Source organism: Leeuwenhoekiella sp. W20_SRS_FM14 (assembly GCF_052119605.1).
In the GTDB taxonomy this organism is placed as follows: domain Bacteria; phylum Bacteroidota; class Bacteroidia; order Flavobacteriales; family Flavobacteriaceae; genus Leeuwenhoekiella.
In genome coordinates this window covers 291470-314534 of sequence record NZ_JBGQOK010000002.1, presented here as the reverse complement: position 1 = coordinate 314534, position 23065 = coordinate 291470, and the positions used below count along the sequence as shown (strand labels likewise).

Here is a 23065-nt window from a genome sequence, read left to right as displayed (position 1 = left end):
GTTGCTGATTCATTGGTGCTTTCCTTTGCATTTATAAAAAACGAATGTTGATCTATAAAAATTAGGATTATGGGTATTGTAAACTATCTTACGTTTTTAATTACAGCTTCCATCTTTGTAATTACACCAGGGTTGGACACACTTTTTGTATTGAACAAATCGGTGCTTTCTGGGAAACGCAGCGGCATTAAAGCTTCGTTAGGAGTAAACACCGGAGTGCTAACGCACACCTTGTTTGCAGCGTTAGGTCTATCTGTATTAATTGCACAATCTGAATTAATCTTTACAGCTGTTAAATACCTAGGTGCTAGTTATTTAATTTTTACAGGAATTAAAAGTCTTAGAAAACCCGCTACCTTTTCCGAAAATTTACCGACAGAAAATCCAAATTCTAAACGTAAAAGTGATTTCTGGTCAGGATTTTTAACCAACTCACTAAATCCAAAAGTGGCTTTGTTTTTTATGGCTTTCTTTCCGCAGTTTGTAACTCCGGAGCAGCTTTCTAGTCCGTTGCCATTTATAATTCTTGGGGTTACTTATGCACTTATAGGTGTTGTATGGTACCTCCTACTTTCAGTATTTGCCGGCAATTTTTCCCAGAAAATAAAAGAAAACCCCAATGTAAGTTTATGGATTAATCGCGTGAGTTGTTTACTGTTTATTTTGATGGGAATACAAATAGCCTTTACTTAAATGTAAAAGGCTATTTCCCAAATTAAAAGTAGTCTTTTAGTGGTTTTGACCAATTATATTCTGAGCTCAAATGCTTTTCATTTTAGATTTAAAAATGTCTTGAATAACCGCTAATTCTTTTTTAAATTTTAAGTCGATTCTTGAAGCAAAGTATAAGATGTTTTCTGTTTTTTTGGTTCCTTCCCATACCACTTTAATTTCCTCATTGGTTATAGCTTCTTCACATAGAAAGTCAGGCACAATGGCGAGACCGTCTTTATTGCTGATGCTTCGTATGATTGAAGTGATACTTGGCAATATATAGTTAGGCTTAAAAGAGGCATTCTGCTTAAAATTATCATACCAGAATCTTCTAAAATGCTCCATCTCATTAGAAGAGCTGTACCAACTATAATTTTGAAGAACCTCTTCAAGCCCTTTTAAATCCTGACTTCTTAAAAGATTTTCAATGGGTTTAGTATCAGTCTTCATTCCTGCGACAAGAATTATTTTTTCTTTTGAAAATGCTGTGTAGGTTACTGGTGATTTTTTATCAGTTTGCTCGTTAGGAGTTATAACCAGGTCAAGAATACCATTGTTTAGATCTTTAATAAGATCTGTATGGGCACCAAATCTCGCTACCAGATCAAAATCGAGTGTAGCTAGTTCTGGCTCAATTATAAGCTGAAAGGTTTCTGAACACATCCCTATGTTTAATGAAGGATTTTTCTCTTGTGTGGTTTTTTTAAAATGCTGCTCAGCTGTTTCCAGTTTACTAAGAGATTCTTGTATAAACTCGTACAGAAACTTCCCTTCTTCCGTAGGAATCATTTTACGAGAAGTACGCTCAAACAACTTTCTCCCTACATAAGATTCTAGTGCATTTAAATGAACACTTACTCCAGGTTGCGATGAATATAGTGCCACAGAAGCCTTTGTAAGGGTGCCGTGATCATAAATAGCTTTAAATGTTCTATACCATTCTAAATTAACCATACTATTAATATTATAATACAAAGATATGATTTATATTATTTTATAAATACAGTAACGCTTTCTAATTTTGGCATAAATAAAATATAAGTAATGAAAAACATATTTATTATTAACGGAGGTCATCCTTTCGCTCATTCTGGCGGAAAATTCAATCAAAGCCTCTTTGAGAACACCATTTCTTTTTTCCAGGATCGCAAGGATTTCGCCCTAAAAACTACTCAGGTAGGATCTAATTATGATCCTAAAGAAGAAGTTGAGAAATACAAATGGGCAGATATTATAATCTATCATACTCCAATCTGGTGGTTCCAGATTCCCTTTGGCTTTAAAGAATACATTGACATTGTTTTTACAGAGGGGCATCAAAATGGTATCTACAACAGTGATGGAAGAAGCCGCAAAAACCCGGATATTAATTATGGAACTGGAGGCTTACTACACGGAAAACGCTATATTTTAACCACTAGCTGGAATGCTCCTAAAGCTGCGTTTACCCTAGAGAATGAGTTTTTTAATCAACGTAGTGTAGATGATGGTGCCTTATTTGGTTTTCATAAAATGAATGCATTTACCGGTATGCAATTGTTAGACACACATCACTTTCACGATATGGAGAAAAATGCAGACGTTCCTAAAGAGTTAGAAAATTACAATGCGTTTTTACTACAGCATTTCAATTAATGCTCCTCTTTAAAAATCTAATAAGATGAGATTTATTGTACCTTCTTATCTTGTTAGATTTTATTTACTTCGGCCTCCTATTTCTAAAGTATTTTTTTTGGTTTCTTAAAGCTCTACCCTTCAAATACTAAATTTGAGGCTTAAGATTTCCCTTCTTTAGTTTGTTTTCAGCCGTTGCAACTTTCTATTTTTCGTAACTTCGACTTTCCTCCTACGTTACAAAAATCAGAATCATGAAAATTTTGCATACTGCCGATTGGCATATCGGTAAAAAACTACACAAGCACTATTTACACGCAGATTTTGAGCTGTTTATAACCTGGCTCACAGGTATTATGCGTGATGAAAAAATAGAACTGTTGTTGATTTCAGGCGATGTGTTTGATTTGGCAAACCCTTCAGCAGAGGCGCGCCGGCAGTATTATCTGGCGCTTAAAAAATTAAGTCAGCTTAACTGCAAGATTATTATCACCGGCGGCAATCACGATTCGCCCAGTATGCTCGATGCACCTCGTGAAATTCTAGAAGCACTTAATGTGCACATTATAGGCGGGATGCCTCAGGAACTATCAGATTGTTTGATTCCGGTTAACAATAAGCAAGGTGAACTCGAACTCGTGGTGGCGGCAATTCCATTTTTACGGGATAGTGACATTCGTTCTGCTGAAGAAGGTGTGGTGTATGACAACCGTATTGAAGCCATTCGTAAAGGTATTGAAACTACATTTACACAGGCAGAAGTACTTTGTAAACAAAATTTTCCTGGTCTACCCGCGGTAGCAATGGGACATTTGTATGCTGCAGGTATTGAGTCTTCAGACAGCGAGCGCGATATACAGATCGGTAATCAGGCGGCATTTCAGGCAAGTCAGTTTGGGGATTACTTCAATTACGTAGCCTTGGGTCACATTCACAAACCACAGCGTGTGACAGCAGCGATTCCTACTTTTTACAGCGGGTCTCCACTTCCGCTTTCATTTAGCGAGCGCAAAGATGAAAAACGCGTCTTGATTCTAGATACCGCAACCGGTTTTGAACCCACAAGTATTGGCATTCCTGCGTTTCGAAAATTGAATAAAGTAAGCGGATCTTTAGACGAAATCAAAGCCAAACTTAGCAACTTAACTGCTGAAGGCGATTTAATAAATCTCATCGAAGTCGAACTCCTGGAAGAGAATTTTGACGCCAACCTCATCAATCAGTTGGATGATCTGGTGACATCATTTGAAGTACCTCAACTCGAGATCGTAAAACACCGCGCTACCTTTAAAAACCGACTTAAAGAAACGGGGCAACTCTTTGCCACCCATCAACATCTCGAAGATTTAAAACCTCAGGAGGTTTTTGAAAAAATGCTGGAGCAACACAGTTATGATGCCGAAACTAAAGCACAGGTAAGGCAGGCCTTTCAGGAGATTGTTGAGCAAATACATACGTTAGATCACGCATAAGGGCACTTTGCCATTCAAACAAAAATACTACTGACTTCAGGTCACTTTCAATTTTTAATTGATGAAAATATTAAAAATAGACTTTCAAAATATCAACTCCCTTCGCGGCGAGCATCATATCGATTTCACTAAAGAACCTTTTTTGCAGAACAGTTTATTTGCGATTACCGGTCCTACTGGTAGCGGAAAAACAACGATTCTTGATGTGATTTCTCTGGCGTTATTTAATCATGTGCCAAGACTGGGCAGGATGAGTACGGGCGAAATTCTTAAAAAAGGAGCTATTTTAACCCGCAACCAGACCGAAGCCTATGCACAAATTACCTACCGGTGTAACGAAGGAGTGTTTGCTTCTACCTGGTCTATATCAACAAACCGTAACGGCAATTTACGAGACTACCATATGGAGATTTCTAATGTGGAAACCGAAGCTATTCTCGATTTGAAAAAGTCTGATGTTCCGGCAAAAAATGAAGAATTAATCGGTTTGAATTACGATCAGTTTATCAAAAGTGTGGTATTGGCACAGGGCGAATTTGCCAAATTTTTACAGGTGCCGAAAAAAGAACGTGGCGCTCTTTTAGAAAAAATAACCGGTACCGAAATCTACCGAAGAATAGGTATGGAAGTGTATCTAAAACATAAAGAGCGGGCCAAAGAATTAGACTTGAAACGGGCCAAAATAGAAACCTTCAAAGAGCAATTAATTGAGGAAACTGTTTATGCTGAAAAGCAACAGGAAGCTGAAAAAATAGCGTCAGAACGGACAAAATTAAAGAAAGAGCTTGATGCCCTAAGCAACGAAATCAAGTTAAAAACCGAACTGGAAAAACAGGAAAACGAACACTTTAAAACCCAAAAACAATTACGCGAAGCAGAAGAACAGCATCAAAAATTTGAAGAGGAAAAAGGCAGTAAGCTTAGACGCCATCAGGAACTACAACTGTTTGCTGAAGAATTGAACCGCTGGTTAACGCTTCGCGAAAAAGCAGCAGAAAAAGCTAAAGAAATCACTGCTGCGACTGAAGCCATACAGCAAGCAACTACCCAACGCGAAACACTAAAGCAAGAAATCGCCACTAGTTTTAGGTTAGAAGTTTCACCAGCCAATTTCGCTGAAAAGCTGGAAAATTATAAACGTGAAGTGCGTCAACTCATCGCAGAACGCAGTACCATTGGTGCTACATATACTAACAGTGTAAAGCACATCGACAGCATCGCGGTCCCATTAAATTTCATTGCAAAAGCTTCTAAAACTGAAGCCTTTCAGAGCGAACTCAACGAGAAGCAAGCGCTTAAAAATACACATTACAAAAACGTAGCTCAGCAATTTGATTTTCAAAAGCATTCCATAGAAACCCTGCAAACGGCAACTCAGGAACAACTACGGCAACTACGACTTGCAGAAAAAGCAAATATTCAGCTTAGCAATCTAAAAACAGAATGCACCAAAAAAACGGCAGAACTAGAAACTATCACTGGCCAACAAAAAGGATTACCGGAAACTATTGAAAAAATTACACAGCAACTAGAACTCAAGGAAGCTCAACTGGTTGCCAGGCAAAAAACGCTAGAAGTTGAGAACCTTCAAAAACAGCTCGATGATTACCGTAACGAACTCAAGCCGGATGTCCCATGCCCCTTGTGTGGCTCTTTAGAACATCCTTTTGCTACGCACCTTCCGGAGCAGGAAAACGGACTGAAATCTGCTGTAGAACAGCTTGAGCAGGAGCTTAAAAACCTGCAAAAAGAACACATTGAAAAACAAGCAGAACTAAAGCAGTTTACCCAGCAAATTTCGGTTTTGAATCGGCAAATTGAAGAATTAAACACCCAATTGGAAACCGCTCAACGTGAATTTGATGCTCGTTTTAAAGGAATGTACAATGTGGAAGAAAACTATTCGTTTTCAGCCCAGGAGACGCGTTTAGAAAAGCAGGTAGACGATTTGGCTCTTGCCAAAAAACTTCAGGATGAGCTTACCCTGCTTCAAACTTTAAAAAAACAAATTGAAACTCTGAATACACTTATTGATCAGGGTAAAAAGAATATGGCTGCAATACAACAGCTCTATTCTGGTGAAATCCCGAATTTCGAAAGTCAAATCAGTACCACAGAAACCACCTGGAATCGTAATGAACAAAACATAAGCCAGCAGCAGCAGCTCTTGAAAATTGCGCAACAAACTTCTGCCGAAATCACAGAGGGTCTAAAAACCCTTACCACTTCCCTACTCGGCAACTTGCAGGAGAAAGGCTATGTTTCCATAGAAAAAGCCCTGGAGCAGCGTTTGAACGCTTCGGTAGCACAGACCTGGACGAGCGAATTGCAACAGTTGCAAAGTAGTCTGGTACGTCTCAAAACGTTGCAACGAAAACTCTCCGATGAAATCAAAATTTTAAAAGAAACTACCGGTACCGTTCCTTTAGAAAAACTTCAGGAGGAGCAAGCTCAAAAAAACGTAGCCCTAACGATCAATGATAATACAGGGAATGAACTCTCCCGAATTCTTAAAAATCAAAAACAAAATCTGGAGTTCATCGCCCAATTGCGCAATCAGATAGAAATCGAGCTGGAACAATCAAAACATTGGCAGGTACTGTTTGACCTCATCGGAGATGCTACCGGGAATAAGTTCAATGATTTTGCACAGGACCTCACGCTGGCGCAGCTATTACAGTTGGCAAACAAGCGCCTGTTACAATTAACAGACCGTTACCGCATAGATCAACCCACAGGCGATGAAGACGATAGTCTGGTGGCGATAGACGAGCATATGGGAGGTCAACGCCGTTCAATTAAAACATTGAGTGGTGGAGAAACGTTTATTTTAAGTTTGGCGCTGGCTTTAGCCTTATCTGATCTCGCTTCGCGGAATATAGAAATTAATAGTTTGTTTATTGATGAAGGGTTTGGAACGCTCGATCCCGAAACTTTAGATCAGACCTTAGATACGCTTGAAGTGCTACAAGCCGAATCGTCTAAGATGATTGGTGTCATTAGTCACGTAGACAGTCTTAAAGAACGCATCGCTACACAAATACAACTCACTCAAAACGGACAGGGATACAGTTCGTTGATGGTGGTTTAAAATCTGACTTGCGTGTAGAAATGCATCTAAATTGATTATGATACTATAAGTGATTACAAGCCTCAATTTCGCTTTAAAAGCTTGATTTTCCTTAGTTTTATTGGTGAATCTGAAAATTATTAAATATGAATTTCCACACCCGTAAATGGATCAAACCTCAGGATTTAAACCCCAATCGCTCCCTTTTTGGAGGCAGGCTATTAGAATGGATTGATGAAGAAGCTGCTTTGTATGCCATCATTCAATTAGAGAATCCGCGTACGGTAACGAAGTATATTAGTGAAATAGATTTTAAAGCGAGTGCCCGCGAGGGAGATATCATTGAGATAGGTCTCGAACCTTTAAAATTTGGTACTGCATCCCTAACGCTTAAATGCGAAGTGCGTAATAAAATGACCCGTGAAACTATAATCACAATTGACAAAATTGTGATGGTAGGTCTTGATGAAGACGGTAATGCTAAGCCTCACGGCAAAACTGAGATCGAATACGTCAAAAACAGACTCGATCAATAAGAATTCTACATAAAACCATTAAAAAAGCCCTGAGCATTCAAACGCTCAGAGCTTTTCTCACTAACCAAACTTATTTTGTATTAGGCTGCTTTGGCTTTTTTTAAGCCCAGATTTAATTGGTTTTCAATCAAGGTTTTCCATTTTGTAGCACGAGCAACCTCATAATTTTGAGTTGCGTCAGTTTCAGAATTGTAAAAATTTAAAACAACCGTCTGCGCGTGTTCTGCAGAAATAAATTCTAAAGAAAGCTTTTCTAATGTACTGTGGGTTTTTCCATCTATACGTTTAGACTCTACGTGCTCAAGTATCGCAACGCGACTAATGCTATTTAAATCTACGTGCTTAAAAATTAACTCTTTGTTTTCAGTTCTTGCAAAAAGTAACTTGTTAGCTACACTGTCTAAAGCAATATGGCGAGACGACCATTTTTCCTGCTGGTTAATATTTAAATTGTGTTGTCTAGCTTCCTCTTTAATCTGATTGGCAACTTTCTTTGAATTTCCTGATCCAAAAATTATAAACAATGCATAAGGAACTGCTACCAGGCCAACTACAATGGCGAAGACTAAAATCATATCTACTTTCATACTTACTATTTAAACTGTTTTTATGGGAATTTTTTTGATGCAAAGCATCAGGTGTTGGAGTCATACCCATTAGGTACACTCACAAATTCTATTAAGCAGTTAAATACTAGGGAAAAAGATGAAAAGGAAATATCATCACCAGTCCGCTCAACGCAGGACAAATGGTGATAGCGTAGTTTAAGTAATCGCGATCAACGTCATTTTCTGAAGCTGTATTTGCAACCTCTAGAGTTAACCCGGGTGAGGTAAAATGTTCGGTTAAACACTCTTCCTGAGTGCGGGAAGCAATTTCAGGAATACCTAAAACAATATGCTCAATAACCAGCGCCTGATCATTGTTATTTGTAAGCTGTGCACGGTGTTTGTCTGCCGGTACCGTAATGGTAGAATCATCATCTCCTGAAAATCCATAACTCGCCTGTGCTGTACAAAACAGCAACATAGTGATAAAAATGGTTTTCAAAAATGTTTTCATTATGAGTACAAAGTTAAACAGCAACTTGTTAAGTTGCTGCTAAATTTTACGAATTTTTAAATGGGTTTAAACTACTCTTTTTGAAGAACAGGTATTGCGGTTAATGTTTCTACAAAAGCAACCAGCGATTGCAGTTCGTCTTCGGTTAACTGTAAATTATCAAAAGGTAAAGTCTGGTGTGGTAGGTCAAACCCAAGACCGGCTCCCCCTCCTTTATTGTAAAAATCCATAACCTGTGCGAGCGTTTCATAAACACCATTGTGCATATAGGGTGCTGTTACCGCAGCGTTACGCACGGTAGGTGTTTTGAACATCCCAAATTGCATAGGTTCTTCATACATAAAATAAAAACCGCTATCTGAGTCTATAGTTTTATTGGCTGCAGTTTTAGGAACTCCTATAACCTCTTTTTCGGTTTCTGTAAAAAAAGGCGGTACGGTACCGCCGGTAAGCGGCATAAAGTGGCAGGTGGCACAAAGTGCTTTTCCCATAAACAGATTCATCCCCTGTTTTTCTGCGGAAGTGAATGTGTCTTCTTCCCCACGCATATTTTTATCAAATTTAGAATCAAAAGAATTTAAGGTAGAGATGTATGCTGAAAGGGATTTAATTACCTCATCATTCGTCCATTTACGTTCGCCAAAAACTTCTTTAAAAGCGTCTACATAGGACGAGTCTTTCAAAATAGCGTCTGAAAACTCGTGCACCGCACTATCAAACTCGGCATCATTAGTAAACACTCCCGAAATTTGAGACATCATATCTGGGGCGCGACCATCCCAGAAAAACCCCTGCTGAAAAATTGAATTAATAAGTGTAGGAGTATTTCTTTTTAAAAGTGCACCTGCATTAGAAAAGTTGAGCTTTAAACCGTCTGCATACGCGTTCTCGGGGATGTGGCAGGTTGCACATGCCATAGTCTCCCCTTTAGAAACTTTCTTATCAAAAAACAAACGTGCTCCTAAATCTATTTGTTGCTGCGTAGGATTACTGTTTGTTGCCTGTCTAAAAAAATCTACATTAAACGCGTCCCTTTCAAAAAAAGTGGGCGCATCAAAATTGAAGGGTTTGTTAGTAACGGGCTCCCAGATATTAGAAACTTTGCGTATTGCTACCCAACTGCGGGTAATAGGATTAAAATAATCACGTAGAAATGTATACCGGTCAAAGCTTGCAAAATCTTTATTCTTTTCTATAAAAGCAACGGCACTCGCTACTTCGTTTTTAAACTTCTTATCGAGCTCAGCATCTACGGTCTGTACCGTGTTTTGCAAACTCAATTCATACACCTGTACAAGACTGTTTAAAGAAATCTGCGTTTCATTTAATCCCAGTTCGCTTACAGGCGTATCAAAACCGGTAATCCCAAAACTTAAAATTCGCATCAACTGCTGGTGTGTCGCAATAAAAAACCGCTGCGCATTTAAATCGCGCTTTTCTATACTCGCTTTTAAAACCGAAAGTAATCCTTTAGTAAGCTGCACTTCTTCTGTGTATTGCGTTTCACTTACGCCACCTTCGTAAATAGATTCTTCTAACTTTTGAAAGCCTATAGGCTGCAAAACTTTTTGAGTATCATCGGTAAGTCTGGGTAATGCAGGACCGTTTGCCTGGTGCCCCACTTCGGGACTTAAATACGACGCAAAAGGCTCTGCCTGTTTAAAGGCTTCCCGAGCCTTAATAAAATAGGTTTTAGCTTTTATATCTGATGATTGCACAGTTTGTAAACTATCGATATAGCTTAGGGCTAGGGTTATATTCTCTAAATAAAAGTTGTGGGCTGCAGACCAGTCTATACGTTGTTCTAAAGCTTCAGTAGTGGTTTCTTTTTTACAAGAATTACTGAGCAACAGCACACTGCAGATGAGAAGCAGGGATATTCTACTATACATAAATGGTTTCGCTTTATAAATGGAAAAAACCTCCGCAATACACGGAGGTTTGTAATTCTGAATTATGAATAAATCTATCTGGGTAAACCTTGTAATAAAACAATTTGTCCTCCCTGATCGTCTTCGTCACCTAGGTCTGAAAAACTGTGACCATCACGACCTTTAAAGGAAGCGTTTGTCCAGTAATGAGGTTGTAGGTTTAAGATAAAAGTTCCCGGTACTCCTACTTTATCAGATATATCTGTTAGTGCACCAAATTCTCCACTAAAGCCACTACTGCCGTTTTCTACTAAATCCTGACGAATAACAAGCTCTAAAACCGGACGTGAGTTATTACCGTTTAAGTCTGACTGATAGATAAATGCACTGTGTCCTTTTGAAAACGAGTTAGGATCTTCTTGAAAATACACGAAGTTTTCAGTAACACAAATGTTGTCTGGGCTTTGTAATAAGGCTACGTTACCATCTGCTTTATTGGTATCTGTATTTCCGCTAATAATTTGAGTTAAATTACCCTGTAATGGGTTAGCAGCATCTAATTCTAATTTATAAACCGTACCCCAATCATTGTAGGTACCTGCTCCCGGACCACGACCGGTCACTGCAAAAAATACATTACGCGCTTTAGCATCAGAACCTTTTTGATAATCTACATCTTCAACACGCATAAATGCTGAAGCCTGTACCGCTATACAAGCATCTTCCATTTCGTTTTTAGTCAAGTCTTTTCCGCCGGCGATTTCAACAAATTCTACTGCATATGATTTTTGAAAATCTAAGTTACTCTCGTTATAAATTTGACCCGCTGTAACTGCAGTTTTTCCGCCTGCGCCATTAGAAACTTCTTTAAAGCGCAACACATAGATTTTACCGTTTTCTAAGTCGGCATCTCCATTTTCTGAAAGATACATAGTCACCTGACCTTGAGACCCACTAGAATCATCATCACCTCCTATAATCACTGTCTTACCGGTATACGCATCTTTAGGAAGCGGCACTGCATTTTCCCATGAGAATTCACCTAAAGCATCTAAACCAAAGTCTGCTCCCGGAGTTGGAGTCATATATGGGTCTATACCCTTTACATCGTAGTTAATACTTTCTGAAGCAGAAAGAAATAAGTCTTGAGAACCTCCATGAATAGCAGCCTCCCACATGGTACCCGAACACTGACGTGCAAAATCACCCACACTAGAGTTTAATAACCACTCACCTGTTAATGGCTTCAGGTTTTTATCTAACATAATACGAGATACCGCGTAGGTATCTTCTGCATTTACCACATAAATATACCCGTCACTTTTAGGATCTTTTAAGAATCCCGCACCATCCTGAGCACCTACTAATTTAAATTGGTTACTTAACGTATCAGACGAACTCAAAAGTGAGTAGGCTTTTACGTAATTAAACTGAGGCATCATTGCCACTAAAGGAGCCAGGTTTGATTTGTCTGAAAACATACCCGGGTCTGGAGTGAAGTCACTCCCATCATTTCCGTCAACACCATCTGTGCCGTCTGCACCATCAACACCGTCGATTCCGTCAAGGCCATCTTCGCCCTCACACGCCATAAATACAACACCTACCGAAGCAAGCATCATACAATTAAGAAGCAATTTTTTTAGAGTAATCATTGTCATAGTTTTAGTTATTTAGTCTGGTGACAAAGCTATCTAGACAAGAGACTTAAGGCGTTAACCCGGTGTATTGGTTAGATTAAGTTTAATTAACCACACTGTTAAAAATGTTACCTAAAGATTACTATTTAGAATTATTCTCGTATTAAATGTAAACTCAACATACATTATAGTGCTGAATATGAAATTTTTATAAACTAAAAAGACCGCTTTACAGCGGTCTTCTTTTAGTAGGTATTAAAACGTCAATTTAGGCTTCAGTTAAAATCTGAGCAGCGTGGTCTTTGGTTTTTACCTTGTCAATAACGCGCGTAACTGTACCGTTTTCTACCAGAAAGGTCATTCTGTGAATGCCATCATACTCTTTACCCATAAATTTTTTAGGCCCCCAAACGCCAAAAGCGTTAATTACCTTTTTATCTTCATCTGCTAATAATGGAAACGGAAATTCGTATTTCGATTTAAAATTAGCCTGCCTTTTTTCTGAATCTGCGCTTACTCCTAAAATAGCATACCCCTGCTCTTGCAGCGCTGTATAATTATCTCTTAAGTTGCAGGCTTCTGCCGTACAGCCCGGCGTAGATGCTTTTGGGTAAAAGAATACCACTACTTTTTTATCGCTATAATCACTCCAGTTAATCACGTTGCCATCCTGGTCTGTCGTTGTAAAATTAGGTACCTGGTCTCCTGCCTTTAATGTATTCATAGTTTTCAATTTTTATTTTTAAGTTCAGAAAGCACTTTTTAAGTACACTTAAAACCTGTGCTTCTTTGTATTTTAGCCTTAAAATTACAGATAATGACTAAAGCCGATAAGGTAACTTTTGTTATAGATACGTTAAAGCGTATTTATCCGCAAATTCCCATTCCGTTAGATCACAAAGACCCGTACACTCTATTGATAGCTGTATTGATGAGTGCACAAAGCACAGATGTAAAAGTAAATCAAATCACGCCCCTGCTTTTTGAAATCGCAGATAACCCGTATGATATGATAAAACTATCTGTGGAAGAAATACGAGAGATCATTAAACCCGTAGGATTATCGCCTATGAAAGCTAAAGGTATTCACGGCCTGTCGCATATCTTAATTGATAAGTACAACGGAAGGGTTCCTGAAAGCATTGAAGCTCTTGAAGAACTGCCAGCGGTAGGTCATAAAACCGCCAGCGTGGTGGTCTCTCAGGCCTTTAATATACCTGCTTTCCCCGTAGATACGCACATTCACCGGCTTATGTACCGCTGGAATCTGACTAACGGTAAAAACGTGGTACAAACTGAAAAAGATGCCAAGCGCCTCTTCCCTAAAGACCTCTGGAACGAGCTGCACCTGCAAATCATCTGGTACGGCCGCCAATACAGCCCTGCTCGCGGTTGGGATTTACATAAGGACATTATAACCGCTACTATTGGGAGAAAATCTGTGGTAGATGAATGGTATAAGAATAGGAAGTAAACTATCTAAAAGCAGCTCTATGCTGCTTTTTTTTATGCCTACATGAGGTTATCTGTAATGCTACCCTATAATTATTAGTTATCTTAGTTGACTGAGAAACATAAATATTAGTTAATGCCTAATAGCTAATCTAAAACCAATGAATTACTTTAAATACACAATCCTTTTTTTACTTATTATCTTAAATACCGGTTGTTCTAAAGATGATAACGTAGACGATTTTCCGGAATTTGAATTGAGTACACCCGATGAATTTTCTGATGATGATTATAAAGTTTACAGCTCGTTTTTAGAGCAATATAATACACCCAATGTAGTTGTATCTCAAGAGTCTAGTGAAGAAAATTACGCAAGTGCTTTTACTGAGACTACGGAACATGTTAAAAAAAATTTAGAAAGTAGATATCCCGATTTTGAAGCTAGCTTATTTACAAAGCTAATTGAAGTAAACCTTAAGACTAAATTTTTTGATGATAAATTTAGTGTTAATAATAAAATGATAACACTAATTACAGAACCTGAGCTTACCTATATTAGTGAACTTTCTAAAACTAATACCTATGAAAATCTTGAGAGTTTCTGGGATTATTTCTATAAAATACACCCACAATCACAGGGGTATGTGAGCCTAAGTCTTATTTCCTATTCTGAAAATAAAGATCAGGCAGTTTTTGAAATTTGGAATGCGTGCGGGGGTCTTTGTGGAGATGGCGGCTTTATATACTGCCGTAAAGAAAATGGTGTGTGGACTTTTATGGATGCATTTCTACTTGTTGCTGCCTAAAAACAGAAATACTTTAAGGTCTTTATATAGGGTATCTCAAATAGAGTCTTTAAAATCCTTTTGTTTAATCTTGCTTGAAAAATAAAACGGTTGCAATAGCGACTCACAAATTTTGCTCACTCCATAAAAAAGACACGTCAGCATCAAAAATTCACCATTGGGTAATTTAAAAAACAGCTGTTAGTTTTTAGACTGTAGTATTGTGCCTAAATTAAATCACTACTACGCATTATGAAAAAAATCTTTACGCTACTGCTGAAATTCTTAGGTGGCTTATTAGCACTTCTACTACTTTTAGGTCTGTATATCTACATCAGTAATAGCCTGTTTCTAGGTTCTAAAAACAAAGAACATATCGCCTATCTCAAGAATCATAACACGGTACTAGATACCACCTTAAATGACCACTTATTTGATGCTGATTTTTACAAATCGCAGGTGTTTTTATTGGGAGAAATACACGGTTATGCAGACAATCAAACCTTAGATAAAACGCTTTTTTTATTCCTTCATAAAAAGCTAGGTGTAACCCACTATCTTGCTGAAATGGATAGTACAACTGCTGGTATATTAAATACGTTTTTAGCGCGTACACCTAAAGATACTAGCTTACTAAAAAAAGTCGTAACGGCTGTAGGTACTCGTATTCCGCAGCAGGCTAGCCGTCAATTGTTTGAAAAATGGAATACTTTATACGACTACAATTTAAAACAACACGATTCTTTAAAAATTAAAGTATTAGGAATAGATACAAGTTTTGAGAATTATGATTCCGCTATTCCCCGAGATTCTGCGATGGTACTTAATTTTAAACATACTGTACAAACGCTAAACCTTCAGCATAAAAAATTCTACGGCTTTTTTGGGTTTAATCACGTTTTACAGAGTACTACAGAACAGGGCAAAACTACATTTGCGACTCACCTGCTGGACTCAAAATTTAAGACTACGAGTATGGTAAGTTTTACGCTCAACAGTGCCATGTATTTACCTAAGAATCCTAATTTTCCATCACCACCTAATGAGCAGCTTGATTGGGTTAATGCAGATGGCCCGTTAATGCTGGTTAAAGGTATACAAGACTTAAAAGAAGTGAGCAGTGCCAACTCAATTACTTTATTCAAACTAGATGGCGCAGCATCACCTTACGATAACTCACAGGATTTAGTACACATAAAATCCCGCTTATTTGGAGAATCCATAAATCCCAAAGACGATTTGAGTACCACTGCGTACTTTCAGTATGTATTTTTATTAAGAAATTCTAAAGCGCTTAGTCGTTTAGAGTAGCTTATTGAAGCTAGCCTCAAAATTAGTTGATTCTGAGTATCGTTTAAATTCAGACATTCATTTATAAACAGCGTGATGACAGGAGAGAAAAATTTAAAAAAACTCATTAAGGGTATAAAGCCTAAATTGAATACAGGCACTTTTGTTTTTTGTTCGCTAGGTGATCTCAACACTATTAACCGCAATGAAACGCTCTTTGAGTTTAAAGAACCCGAAGGTATTACCGTTGTTCTAGAACAAGCCAAAGCAGACGCACTACATTTAAATTATAGCTATTGTTCATCCTGGATCACGTTAGAAATTTATTCTTCGTTAGAAGCGGTAGGTTTAACAGCAGCTTTTTCAACTGCTTTGGCACGGGCACAAATTAGTTGTAACGTGATTTCCGGTTATTACCACGATCATATTTTTGTAGCTCAGGAAGATGCAGAGAACGCTATGAATGTTTTAAAAGCGTTATCAAATACTTAATGTCTGACTCAATCTTCTAACATTATCTTTTATTTGCGCTTTCAAACCTTTAAAAAATTATTATCTCCTAATGAAATATATTCTGTTAACCCTGGTTATTTTGATGACAGCGTGCAATTCACAAAAAAATACTTCCCCCACGCCTCAAACTTCAAAACCTGTAAAAACTCGTATAGACAAACATTACGCCGTATTAGCAGACGCTAAAGAAGAACTTATTGAATACTCAGAAATACACTTTGACAGAAAAGAAAATCCGATTTTATATATAGACCATTTAAGCGAACCTAAAGATACCATTAGTGACTTCCCGGAATATGATAAAAAAATAACGGGAACCAAAATCTGCTTTTACGAGAACGAGAAGGTTTTAATTTGCAGAGATACCAGTGCTACACTGGTTAAAAATTATGACGTACCGGAGTCTGACGTGCCTACCTCGTACGAGTTGTATGATTCAAAAGGTTTACAAGCGATTGTAGAATATTATGAAGGCGATAATCTTCCCTATAGAAAATCATTTATGACAAATCGCAAAACCGATACTTATGGTAGTTTAACCAGCTATCTTAAAAAATCATATTACTTACCTAAAGATTTTAAACCTACAAATGAAGAAGCACTAAATATAAAAAGCGACGGCTTACAGGAATTTGGCGATCCCGAGCGTGTTGATTCAGAATACAGCTACTACGAGAATTAATTTAAAATAAAAAAGACCCGCTTAAAAGCGGGTCTTTTCTGTTAGTTGAGAAAGTTATCTACCTTCCCAATCTTGGTATTCATAACACTTAAAGCCTTAGAATAATTTAAAATCCGGTTTACGGTATCCTCCGAAGGATTCATTTTGTTGTTTTGTAAAAGAGATTTTTTAGAGTAAATGTTTTCCATTAAATGTGGTTTAGAAGATTATTGACTTCTATAACGCACACTTCTTAGTTTTAGTCTAATCTAGTTTGTTAAAATTATGTTGTTCTTTTCAATTACTTTCCGAAGATTAATTAACGCATATCGCATACGCCCTAATGCTGTATTTATACTCACATCTGTAGATTCTGCAATCTCTTTAAAACTCATGTCTTTATAGATACGCATCACTAAAACGTCGCGTTGATCTTCTGGTAACTCGTCTATAAGTTTACGTACGTCCTGCTCTACCTGATCTTTAATTATGCGCTTCTCTGCATTTAAATCTGGATCTCCTAAAACCGAAAAAATATTAAAATCGCCTGTATTGTCAAACTTGGGCATACGCTTGTTCTTTCTAAAATAGTCTATTACAAGATTGTGTGAGATACGCATAACCCAGGGCAAGAATTTGCCTTCTTCATTATAACCTCCACGTTTTAATGTGCGTATAACCTTAATAAATGTGTCTTGAAAAATATCTTCGGTAACGTCGCGGTCGTAGACCTTAGAATAAATAAAACTGTAAATGCGTTGTTGATGTCTTGAGATAAGAACAGAAAGAGCACTTTCTTCGCCCTTGATATATTTGCTCACTAAAGCAGCGTCAGAATTTAATAAATCTTCCATAAAATTACTTTTGTAGTTTAAAGACCCTTAGGATCAATTCAATAATTTAAAAAGTAATTTTCAAGAATAGGCTTTGCGCTTAGTGGTTTATAGTGAGCCAAATATAACAACTTTCATTCCAAATAAACAACTACCCAGATACAATTTTAACATTAACAGGACGTTGGGCAAATCTTTGAGGTGTTATCGCTACTATAAATTATCTTTGTATCAAAAGAATTCACCTCCTGTAAGAGACTAATACCAATAATTTCAATTAGAAATTAAGTCTGTTATGGGGTTTTAAATGCCGCTTGCGGCCACATCGCTATGATTATTGACGTTTCTAAAGCAGATCCTAAAAAAAATATCATTATTAAAGGTGCAAAACTGCACAATCTAAAAAATATAAATGTTATCATACCTCGTAATAAACTGGTTGTAATAACCGGTTTATCGGGTTCTGGTAAGTCTAGCCTCGCCTTTGATACGCTCTATGCAGAAGGTCAACGCCGGTATGTTGAGAGTTTATCATCGTATGCACGGCAGTTTTTAGGACGCCTTAATAAGCCTAAAGTAGATTATATAAAAGGTATTGCACCTGCGATTGCCATTGAACAAAAGGTAAACAGTACAAATCCGCGGTCTACCGTAGGGACCTCAACAGAAATTTACGATTACCTTAAACTCCTTTTTGCGCGCATAGGTAAAACCTATTCCCCGGTTTCGGGCGACGAAGTCAAAAAAGATACGGTAACTGATATTGTTGACTATGTAAAGAGTTTTGAAGAGCGCAGTAAATTGTTGCTTTTGGCTCCTTTTATTGTTGAAAAAGGTCGAAAGATTGAAGAAAAGCTCAATATTTTACAGCAACAAGGCTATGCTCGTATCAAAGTAAATAATGAAGTCGTACGTATTGAAGAAGCCGGAAGCATAAAATCATCAGACAAACTTTTTCTGGTGGTAGACCGAATCATTACCAAAGATGATGAGGATTTTGAGAATAGACTGGCCGATGCCGTACAAACTGCCTTTTTTGAAGGAAAAGGAGAAGCTTATATTGAAGACCTGGCAACCGGTAAGCAGCGTCACTTCAGTAATAGTTTTGAACTAGACGGCATTACCTTTTTAGAGCCTAATGTGCATTTGTTTAGTTTTAATAATCCGTATGGGGCGTGTCCTACCTGCGAGGGTTATGGCGATGTAATAGGTATAGATGAAGATCTGGTTATTCCTAATACAGCGCTTTCAGTTTATGAAAATGTAGTATTTCCGTGGCGCGGCGATAGTATGAGCTACTATAGGGACCAACTAGTTAATACAGCTTATAAATTTGATTTCCCCATTCACAAACCATATTTCGAACTTTCAGAAGAGCAAAAGAATTTATTATGGAATGGAAACAGTCATTTTGAAGGCATCAATCAGTTTTTTGATTATCTGGAATCTAAAGCTTACAAGATTCAGAACCGGGTAATGCTTTCGCGCTATCGCGGAAAAACAAAATGTAAAACCTGTGGTGGTAAACGCCTGCGGAAAGAGGCTAACTACGTAAAAATAGGCGGCGCTACAATTACAGATCTGGTAGGGCTTCCGCTAAATAAAGTTGCAGATTTCTTTAAAAATCTAGAATTAGGAGAGCACGATGCTAAAATTGCAAAACGACTGCTTACGGAAATAGAAAGCCGACTTGAATTTCTATCAAAAGTGGGACTCACCTACCTTACGCTCAATCGAAAATCAAATACACTTTCTGGTGGAGAATCACAGCGTATTAACCTTGCAACTTCTTTAGGAAGTAGTCTGGTAGGTTCTATGTACATACTTGATGAGCCCAGTATAGGCCTGCATCCTAAAGATACAGAGCGTCTTATTGAAGTGCTTAAAAACCTGCGTGATCTTGGTAATACCGTAATTGTGGTAGAGCACGATGAAGATATTATGAAAGCAGCAGATGAGATTATTGACATAGGCCCAGAAGCAGGAACATTTGGTGGTGACCTGGTTGCTGTGGGTACGTATGACAAAATATTGAAAAGCGACTCCCTAACCGCTAAATACCTCAACGGCTCGATGCAAATTAAAGTTCCTGCAAAACGCCGTACTTCAAAGTATTATGTAACTATTTTAGGAGCTCGTGAAAACAACTTAAAGAATATAGATGTTCGCTTTCCGCTAGGTGTGTTTGTAGCTGTAACCGGTGTTTCCGGTAGTGGCAAAAGTACGCTGGTTAAAAAACTCCTCTACCCTTCTATGCTTAAAGAAACCAGTGGTTTTGGAGAAAAAGCCGGTCAAATGACAGGGATTGAAGGTAAATTTGATAATATTAATCATATTGAATTTGTAGATCAAAACCCTATAGGTCGCTCTTCACGTTCAAACCCGGTAACCTACATCAAAGCGTACGATGATATCAGATCTTTATTTGCAGGTCAAAAACTGAGTAAAATACGCAACTTTCAGACAAAACATTTCTCTTTTAATGTAGATGGCGGGCGCTGCGAAACCTGCAAAGGAGAAGGCGAAGTAACCATAGAAATGCAATTTATGGCTGATGTGCATCTAGAATGCGAAGTCTGTAAAGGAAAGCGCTTTAAAAAAGAAGTACTAGAAGTTACGTTTGAAGGTAAGAATATAGACGATATCCTAAATCTTACCATAGACGATGCGATTTCCTTTTTCACCGAATTTAAAGAGGACAAGATCACGCGTAAACTAAAACCTTTACAAGATGTGGGCTTAGGTTATGTAACGCTAGGTCAAAGTTCTTCTACTTTATCTGGTGGAGAAGCGCAACGTATTAAACTGGCTTCTTTTCTAGTAAAAGGAATCACCAAAGAGAAAAACCTATTTATTTTTGATGAACCTACCACCGGTCTTCATTTTCACGATATTCAAAAGCTATTGACTTCGTTTGAAGCATTAATTAAAAAAGGCCATTCTATTCTTGTTGTAGAACACAATCTAGATTTAATTAAATGTGCAGATCACGTGATAGACTTAGGTCTTGAAGGTGGCGAGAACGGCGGCTATTTAATCGCTTCGGGAACTCCTGAAGAAGTGGCTAAAAACAAAAAGTCATACACGGCTCAATATTTAAAAGAGAAGCTCTAATACCTTAAAGGTTATTTGTTATTCGGTGTTTGTTATTCGGTGTTTGTTATTCGGTGTTTGTTATTTATGTGATTTATAATATAGACGTAACATACTGATGTAAAACAATATAAACCAAAATTAAGTACTCCGATTTAGCGAAATACTTAGCTTGTATTGAGTTTGGCACGGCGTTTGGAAAGTCTTAAGTATAACAGGATTAATTTTTAATAATTGATCTAAAAATACAGAAAGACATGAAACGCACTTTACTTTTTTTAGCAGCAAGTTTCGTAATCGGAGCAACTGCGCAGGCAGCAGATCTAGCACCAATAAATGCTAGTGGCGATAAAGTTTTAGTAAATCATACGACTATGAGTCCGGTGATTTTTATAGAGCGTGGTGTAGAATTTCTGGTTTATCCTGATGGGACTTTAGATTTTAACGTAACACCCTCTTCTACCCGTTTGAATGGTAAATATGTTAAAGAGATTTATTATCCGGGTAATTATGCTGTGAATTATGGCACCGGAGCAAATTACCGAAGAGGTTATGTACAGTATAATAGAAACGGTCAGGTTACCCAAATAGGCACTATAAATATTGACTATTTACGCAACGGCCAGGTGGCGCGTATTGGGGATATTCCTGTAAAGTATAAACAAGGACGTTTAGATAAACTAGGTAATGTAAAAATGCATTACGACAGAAGCGGCCGTATTTACAAACAAACCGGTGATTTCTATAACGGAAAATATAAGAAAGATAAAAAAATTGAAGTGATTGAAGTATATGGCAACCGCAGTCGCAGATCATAAATTGTACTAAGAGTTTTTAAGTTTAGTATTGAATAAAAGTAAGACTCGCCTGATTAGCGAGATCTAGTTTGATTTTTTGGTTGGTTAGTTGATGAATCCCTTGCAAATTCGTTTGTAAGGGATTTTTTATGGCGTGTCGCCACAGCAATATTTCGTAATTTTACCGCTATGCAAATTCAAGACACCATAGCCGCACTAGCGACTGCACCGGGAGCGGGTGCGATAGCCGTAATACGCGTTTCCGGGGAAAATGCTTTAAGCCTCGTATCCTCTATTTTTAATGCCAAAAGCGGAAAGATTCTCAACGATCAGGAATCCCACACCCTACATTTAGGAAATATTATAGATGGAAACCGAATCATTGATGAAGCTTTAGTTTCCATATTTAAAGGAAAACGATCCTATACGGGAGAACCTACTGTTGAGATCTCGTGTCACGGAAGCTCATATATTCAGCAGGAAATTCTACAGCTTTTATTCAGAAAAGGCTGTCGGGCTGCTAAAGCCGGCGAGTTTACCCTACGCGCATTCATTAATGGTAAGATGGATTTGAGCCAGGCTGAAGCCGTAGCAGATTTAATCGCCAGCGATAATGCCGGAGCGCATCAAATTGCAATGCAACAAATGCGTGGGGGTTTTTCTAATGAAATCGCTCAGTTACGTCAGGAATTGCTTGATTTTGCTTCGCTTATCGAGCTCGAACTTGATTTTGCAGAAGAAGATGTAGAGTTTGCCAATCGCGAAGAATTTCAGAATCTGATCACAAAAATAACACGTGTTTTAAAACGTCTTATCGATTCGTTTGCCACAGGAAACGTCATTAAAAACGGGATTCCTGTTGCTATTGTAGGCGAACCAAATGTGGGAAAATCGACTTTGCTCAATGCGCTTTTAAATGAAGAGCGTGCGATTGTAAGCGATATTGCAGGTACAACCAGAGATACTATTGAAGACGAACTCTCAATAGGTGGAATTGGATTTCGTTTTATAGATACTGCAGGAATACGTGAGACTGTAGATGTCATAGAAGGCCTGGGAATCAAAAAAACTTTTGAAAAAATCACACAGGCTCAGGTGGTTCTTTACCTTATTAATGCTGATAAGTTTAGAAATCAACCCGATCTTTTTATTGTTGAAATTCAAAAAATACGCAACCGTTTTCCGGATAAACCTTTAGTGCTGGTCGCAAATAAAATAGACCACCTCACCGAAGCAGAACAACTCAGCATCAACGAACAATTAGCTCAATTAATACCCGAAAATACTAAATCTACAGTGCTTCTGATTTCTGCTAAAACCGGTACGGGCGTAGATGAGTTAAAAGAACAATTGCTGCAATTTGTAAATATGGGCGCTCTTCGCAATAACGAGACTTTAGTGACGAACTCCCGCCACTACGACGCCCTCCTAAAAGCCCTTGAAGAAATCGAAAAAGTACAACAAGGCATTAATGATGGATTAAGCAGTGATTTAATGGCAATTGACATTAGAGAAGCCTTGTATCACTTTGGTGAAATCACCGGCCAGGTAACAAACGACGAACTTTTGGGTAATATTTTTGCTAATTTTTGTATTGGTAAATAACACATCAAAACCAAACATCTAAACAAGTATTGTCACACTAGATCATGTAATCAAATG

Annotated in this window: 20 protein-coding genes; 13 read left to right on the top strand and 7 right to left on the bottom strand. The window is 37.8% G+C overall.

Annotation, left to right across the window (positions count from 1 at the left end):
* Nucleotides 1–69 precede the first annotated feature (69 nt).
* Complete coding sequence (locus ACEN25_RS04925) at nt 70–693, top strand: LysE family translocator (RefSeq protein WP_441801928.1); 624 nt, start codon at nt 70–72, stop codon at nt 691–693.
* Between the two features lie 66 nt (nt 694–759).
* Here the strand turns inward: ACEN25_RS04925 and ACEN25_RS04920 are convergent, their stop codons facing one another.
* The gene (locus ACEN25_RS04920) at nt 760–1668 is read right to left on the bottom strand and encodes a LysR family transcriptional regulator (RefSeq protein WP_441801927.1); all 909 of its coding nucleotides are present in this window, start codon (nt 1666–1668) and stop codon (nt 760–762) included.
* 90 nt (nt 1669–1758) lie between these two features.
* On the opposite strand from ACEN25_RS04920, the gene ACEN25_RS04915 reads away from it, so the two are divergent.
* The 4 genes from ACEN25_RS04915 to ACEN25_RS04900 all read left to right on the top strand — a co-directional run bounded on the left by ACEN25_RS04915 (nt 1759) and on the right by ACEN25_RS04900 (nt 7406).
* The gene (locus ACEN25_RS04915; protein WP_441801926.1) at nt 1759–2349 is read left to right on the top strand and encodes an NAD(P)H-dependent oxidoreductase; all 591 of its coding nucleotides are present in this window, start codon (nt 1759–1761) and stop codon (nt 2347–2349) included.
* A gap of 233 nt (nt 2350–2582) precedes the next feature.
* A complete protein-coding gene (locus tag ACEN25_RS04910; RefSeq protein WP_441801925.1) occupies nt 2583–3800 on the top strand; it encodes an exonuclease SbcCD subunit D C-terminal domain-containing protein in 1218 nt (405 codons plus the stop codon).
* A 61-nt stretch (nt 3801–3861) separates the two neighbouring features.
* Complete coding sequence (locus ACEN25_RS04905; RefSeq protein WP_441801924.1) at nt 3862–6891, top strand: AAA family ATPase; 3030 nt, start codon at nt 3862–3864, stop codon at nt 6889–6891.
* A gap of 125 nt (nt 6892–7016) precedes the next feature.
* Complete coding sequence (locus ACEN25_RS04900; protein ID WP_441801923.1) at nt 7017–7406, top strand: acyl-CoA thioesterase; 390 nt, start codon at nt 7017–7019, stop codon at nt 7404–7406.
* A gap of 80 nt (nt 7407–7486) precedes the next feature.
* Here ACEN25_RS04900 and ACEN25_RS04895 read toward each other — a convergent pair whose 3' ends face one another.
* The 5 genes from ACEN25_RS04895 to bcp all read right to left on the bottom strand — a co-directional run bounded on the left by ACEN25_RS04895 (nt 7487) and on the right by bcp (nt 12703).
* Entirely contained in the window at nt 7487–7993 is a 507-nt protein-coding gene (locus ACEN25_RS04895) for a hypothetical protein (protein ID WP_441801922.1), read from the bottom strand.
* Between the two features lie 106 nt (nt 7994–8099).
* A complete protein-coding gene (locus tag ACEN25_RS04890; protein ID WP_441801921.1) occupies nt 8100–8468 on the bottom strand; it encodes a hypothetical protein in 369 nt (122 codons plus the stop codon).
* A gap of 71 nt (nt 8469–8539) precedes the next feature.
* Complete coding sequence (locus ACEN25_RS04885) at nt 8540–10360, bottom strand: cytochrome c peroxidase (protein WP_441801920.1); 1821 nt, start codon at nt 10358–10360, stop codon at nt 8540–8542.
* A 74-nt stretch (nt 10361–10434) separates the two neighbouring features.
* Nucleotides 10435–11994 carry a hypothetical protein gene (locus ACEN25_RS04880; protein WP_441801919.1) on the bottom strand — a complete coding sequence of 520 codons (1560 nt, stop codon included), beginning with the start codon at nt 11992–11994 and terminating at the stop codon, nt 10435–10437.
* Between the two features lie 253 nt (nt 11995–12247).
* The gene (gene bcp / locus ACEN25_RS04875) at nt 12248–12703 is read right to left on the bottom strand and encodes a thioredoxin-dependent thiol peroxidase (RefSeq protein ID WP_441801918.1); all 456 of its coding nucleotides are present in this window, start codon (nt 12701–12703) and stop codon (nt 12248–12250) included.
* A 93-nt stretch (nt 12704–12796) separates the two neighbouring features.
* On the opposite strand from bcp, the gene ACEN25_RS04870 reads away from it, so the two are divergent.
* The 5 genes from ACEN25_RS04870 (at nt 12797) to ACEN25_RS04850 (ending at nt 16701) form a co-directional block, all read left to right on the top strand.
* Nucleotides 12797–13453 (top strand): endonuclease III domain-containing protein, encoded by a 657-nt coding sequence (locus ACEN25_RS04870; protein ID WP_028374686.1) that lies wholly within the window; start codon nt 12797–12799, stop codon nt 13451–13453.
* A gap of 139 nt (nt 13454–13592) precedes the next feature.
* Nucleotides 13593–14237 (top strand): hypothetical protein, encoded by a 645-nt coding sequence (locus tag ACEN25_RS04865; protein WP_441801917.1) that lies wholly within the window; start codon nt 13593–13595, stop codon nt 14235–14237.
* A gap of 231 nt (nt 14238–14468) precedes the next feature.
* On the top strand, nt 14469–15527 hold the full coding sequence (locus tag ACEN25_RS04860) for a hypothetical protein (RefSeq protein ID WP_441801916.1): 1059 nt from the start codon (nt 14469–14471) through the stop codon (nt 15525–15527).
* A gap of 75 nt (nt 15528–15602) precedes the next feature.
* On the top strand, nt 15603–15998 hold the full coding sequence (locus ACEN25_RS04855; RefSeq protein WP_441801915.1) for an ACT domain-containing protein: 396 nt from the start codon (nt 15603–15605) through the stop codon (nt 15996–15998).
* Between the two features lie 70 nt (nt 15999–16068).
* A complete protein-coding gene (locus ACEN25_RS04850; RefSeq protein ID WP_441801914.1) occupies nt 16069–16701 on the top strand; it encodes a hypothetical protein in 633 nt (210 codons plus the stop codon).
* 248 nt (nt 16702–16949) lie between these two features.
* Here the strand turns inward: ACEN25_RS04850 and ACEN25_RS04845 are convergent, their stop codons facing one another.
* On the bottom strand, nt 16950–17534 hold the full coding sequence (locus tag ACEN25_RS04845) for an RNA polymerase sigma factor (protein WP_028374679.1): 585 nt from the start codon (nt 17532–17534) through the stop codon (nt 16950–16952).
* Between the two features lie 309 nt (nt 17535–17843).
* Here ACEN25_RS04845 and uvrA point away from each other — a divergent pair, with 309 nt between their 5' ends.
* The 3 genes from uvrA to mnmE all read left to right on the top strand — a co-directional run bounded on the left by uvrA (nt 17844) and on the right by mnmE (nt 23008).
* Nucleotides 17844–20627, top strand: a complete 2784-nt coding sequence (uvrA, locus tag ACEN25_RS04840) for an excinuclease ABC subunit UvrA (protein WP_441801913.1) — start codon at nt 17844–17846, stop codon at nt 20625–20627.
* Nucleotides 20628–20863: 236 nt separating this feature from the next.
* On the top strand, nt 20864–21424 hold the full coding sequence (locus ACEN25_RS04835) for a hypothetical protein (protein WP_441801912.1): 561 nt from the start codon (nt 20864–20866) through the stop codon (nt 21422–21424).
* 168 nt (nt 21425–21592) lie between these two features.
* Entirely contained in the window at nt 21593–23008 is a 1416-nt protein-coding gene (gene mnmE / locus ACEN25_RS04830) for a tRNA uridine-5-carboxymethylaminomethyl(34) synthesis GTPase MnmE (RefSeq protein ID WP_441801911.1), read from the top strand.
* Nucleotides 23009–23065 lie beyond the last annotated feature (57 nt).

What these genes read in the sequence shown, in the direction of transcription:
- ACEN25_RS04910 (WP_441801925.1), top strand. Translation starts at nt 2,583, where the DNA reads ATGAAAATTTTGCATACTGCCGATTGGCATATCGGTAAAAAACTACAC.
- ACEN25_RS04835 (WP_441801912.1), top strand. Translation starts at nt 20,864, where the DNA reads ATGAAACGCACTTTACTTTTTTTAGCAGCAAGTTTCGTAATCGGAGCA.
- ACEN25_RS04915 (WP_441801926.1), top strand. Translation starts at nt 1,759, where the DNA reads ATGAAAAACATATTTATTATTAACGGAGGTCATCCTTTCGCTCATTCT.
- ACEN25_RS04855 (WP_441801915.1), top strand. Translation starts at nt 15,603, where the DNA reads ATGACAGGAGAGAAAAATTTAAAAAAACTCATTAAGGGTATAAAGCCT.
- ACEN25_RS04850 (WP_441801914.1), top strand. Translation starts at nt 16,069, where the DNA reads ATGAAATATATTCTGTTAACCCTGGTTATTTTGATGACAGCGTGCAAT.
- ACEN25_RS04890 (WP_441801921.1), bottom strand. Translation starts at nt 8,468, where the DNA reads ATGAAAACATTTTTGAAAACCATTTTTATCACTATGTTGCTGTTTTGT.
- ACEN25_RS04920 (WP_441801927.1), bottom strand. Translation starts at nt 1,668, where the DNA reads ATGGTTAATTTAGAATGGTATAGAACATTTAAAGCTATTTATGATCAC.
- uvrA (WP_441801913.1), top strand. Translation starts at nt 17,844, where the DNA reads ATGATTATTGACGTTTCTAAAGCAGATCCTAAAAAAAATATCATTATT.
- ACEN25_RS04905 (WP_441801924.1), top strand. Translation starts at nt 3,862, where the DNA reads ATGAAAATATTAAAAATAGACTTTCAAAATATCAACTCCCTTCGCGGC.
- ACEN25_RS04895 (WP_441801922.1), bottom strand. Translation starts at nt 7,993, where the DNA reads ATGAAAGTAGATATGATTTTAGTCTTCGCCATTGTAGTTGGCCTGGTA.
- bcp (WP_441801918.1), bottom strand. Translation starts at nt 12,703, where the DNA reads ATGAATACATTAAAGGCAGGAGACCAGGTACCTAATTTTACAACGACA.
- ACEN25_RS04925 (WP_441801928.1), top strand. Translation starts at nt 70, where the DNA reads ATGGGTATTGTAAACTATCTTACGTTTTTAATTACAGCTTCCATCTTT.
- ACEN25_RS04870 (WP_028374686.1), top strand. Translation starts at nt 12,797, where the DNA reads ATGACTAAAGCCGATAAGGTAACTTTTGTTATAGATACGTTAAAGCGT.
- ACEN25_RS04845 (WP_028374679.1), bottom strand. Translation starts at nt 17,534, where the DNA reads ATGGAAGATTTATTAAATTCTGACGCTGCTTTAGTGAGCAAATATATC.
- ACEN25_RS04880 (WP_441801919.1), bottom strand. Translation starts at nt 11,994, where the DNA reads ATGATTACTCTAAAAAAATTGCTTCTTAATTGTATGATGCTTGCTTCG.
- ACEN25_RS04860 (WP_441801916.1), top strand. Translation starts at nt 14,469, where the DNA reads ATGAAAAAAATCTTTACGCTACTGCTGAAATTCTTAGGTGGCTTATTA.
- mnmE (WP_441801911.1), top strand. Translation starts at nt 21,593, where the DNA reads ATGCAAATTCAAGACACCATAGCCGCACTAGCGACTGCACCGGGAGCG.
- ACEN25_RS04885 (WP_441801920.1), bottom strand. Translation starts at nt 10,360, where the DNA reads ATGTATAGTAGAATATCCCTGCTTCTCATCTGCAGTGTGCTGTTGCTC.
- ACEN25_RS04900 (WP_441801923.1), top strand. Translation starts at nt 7,017, where the DNA reads ATGAATTTCCACACCCGTAAATGGATCAAACCTCAGGATTTAAACCCC.
- ACEN25_RS04865 (WP_441801917.1), top strand. Translation starts at nt 13,593, where the DNA reads ATGAATTACTTTAAATACACAATCCTTTTTTTACTTATTATCTTAAAT.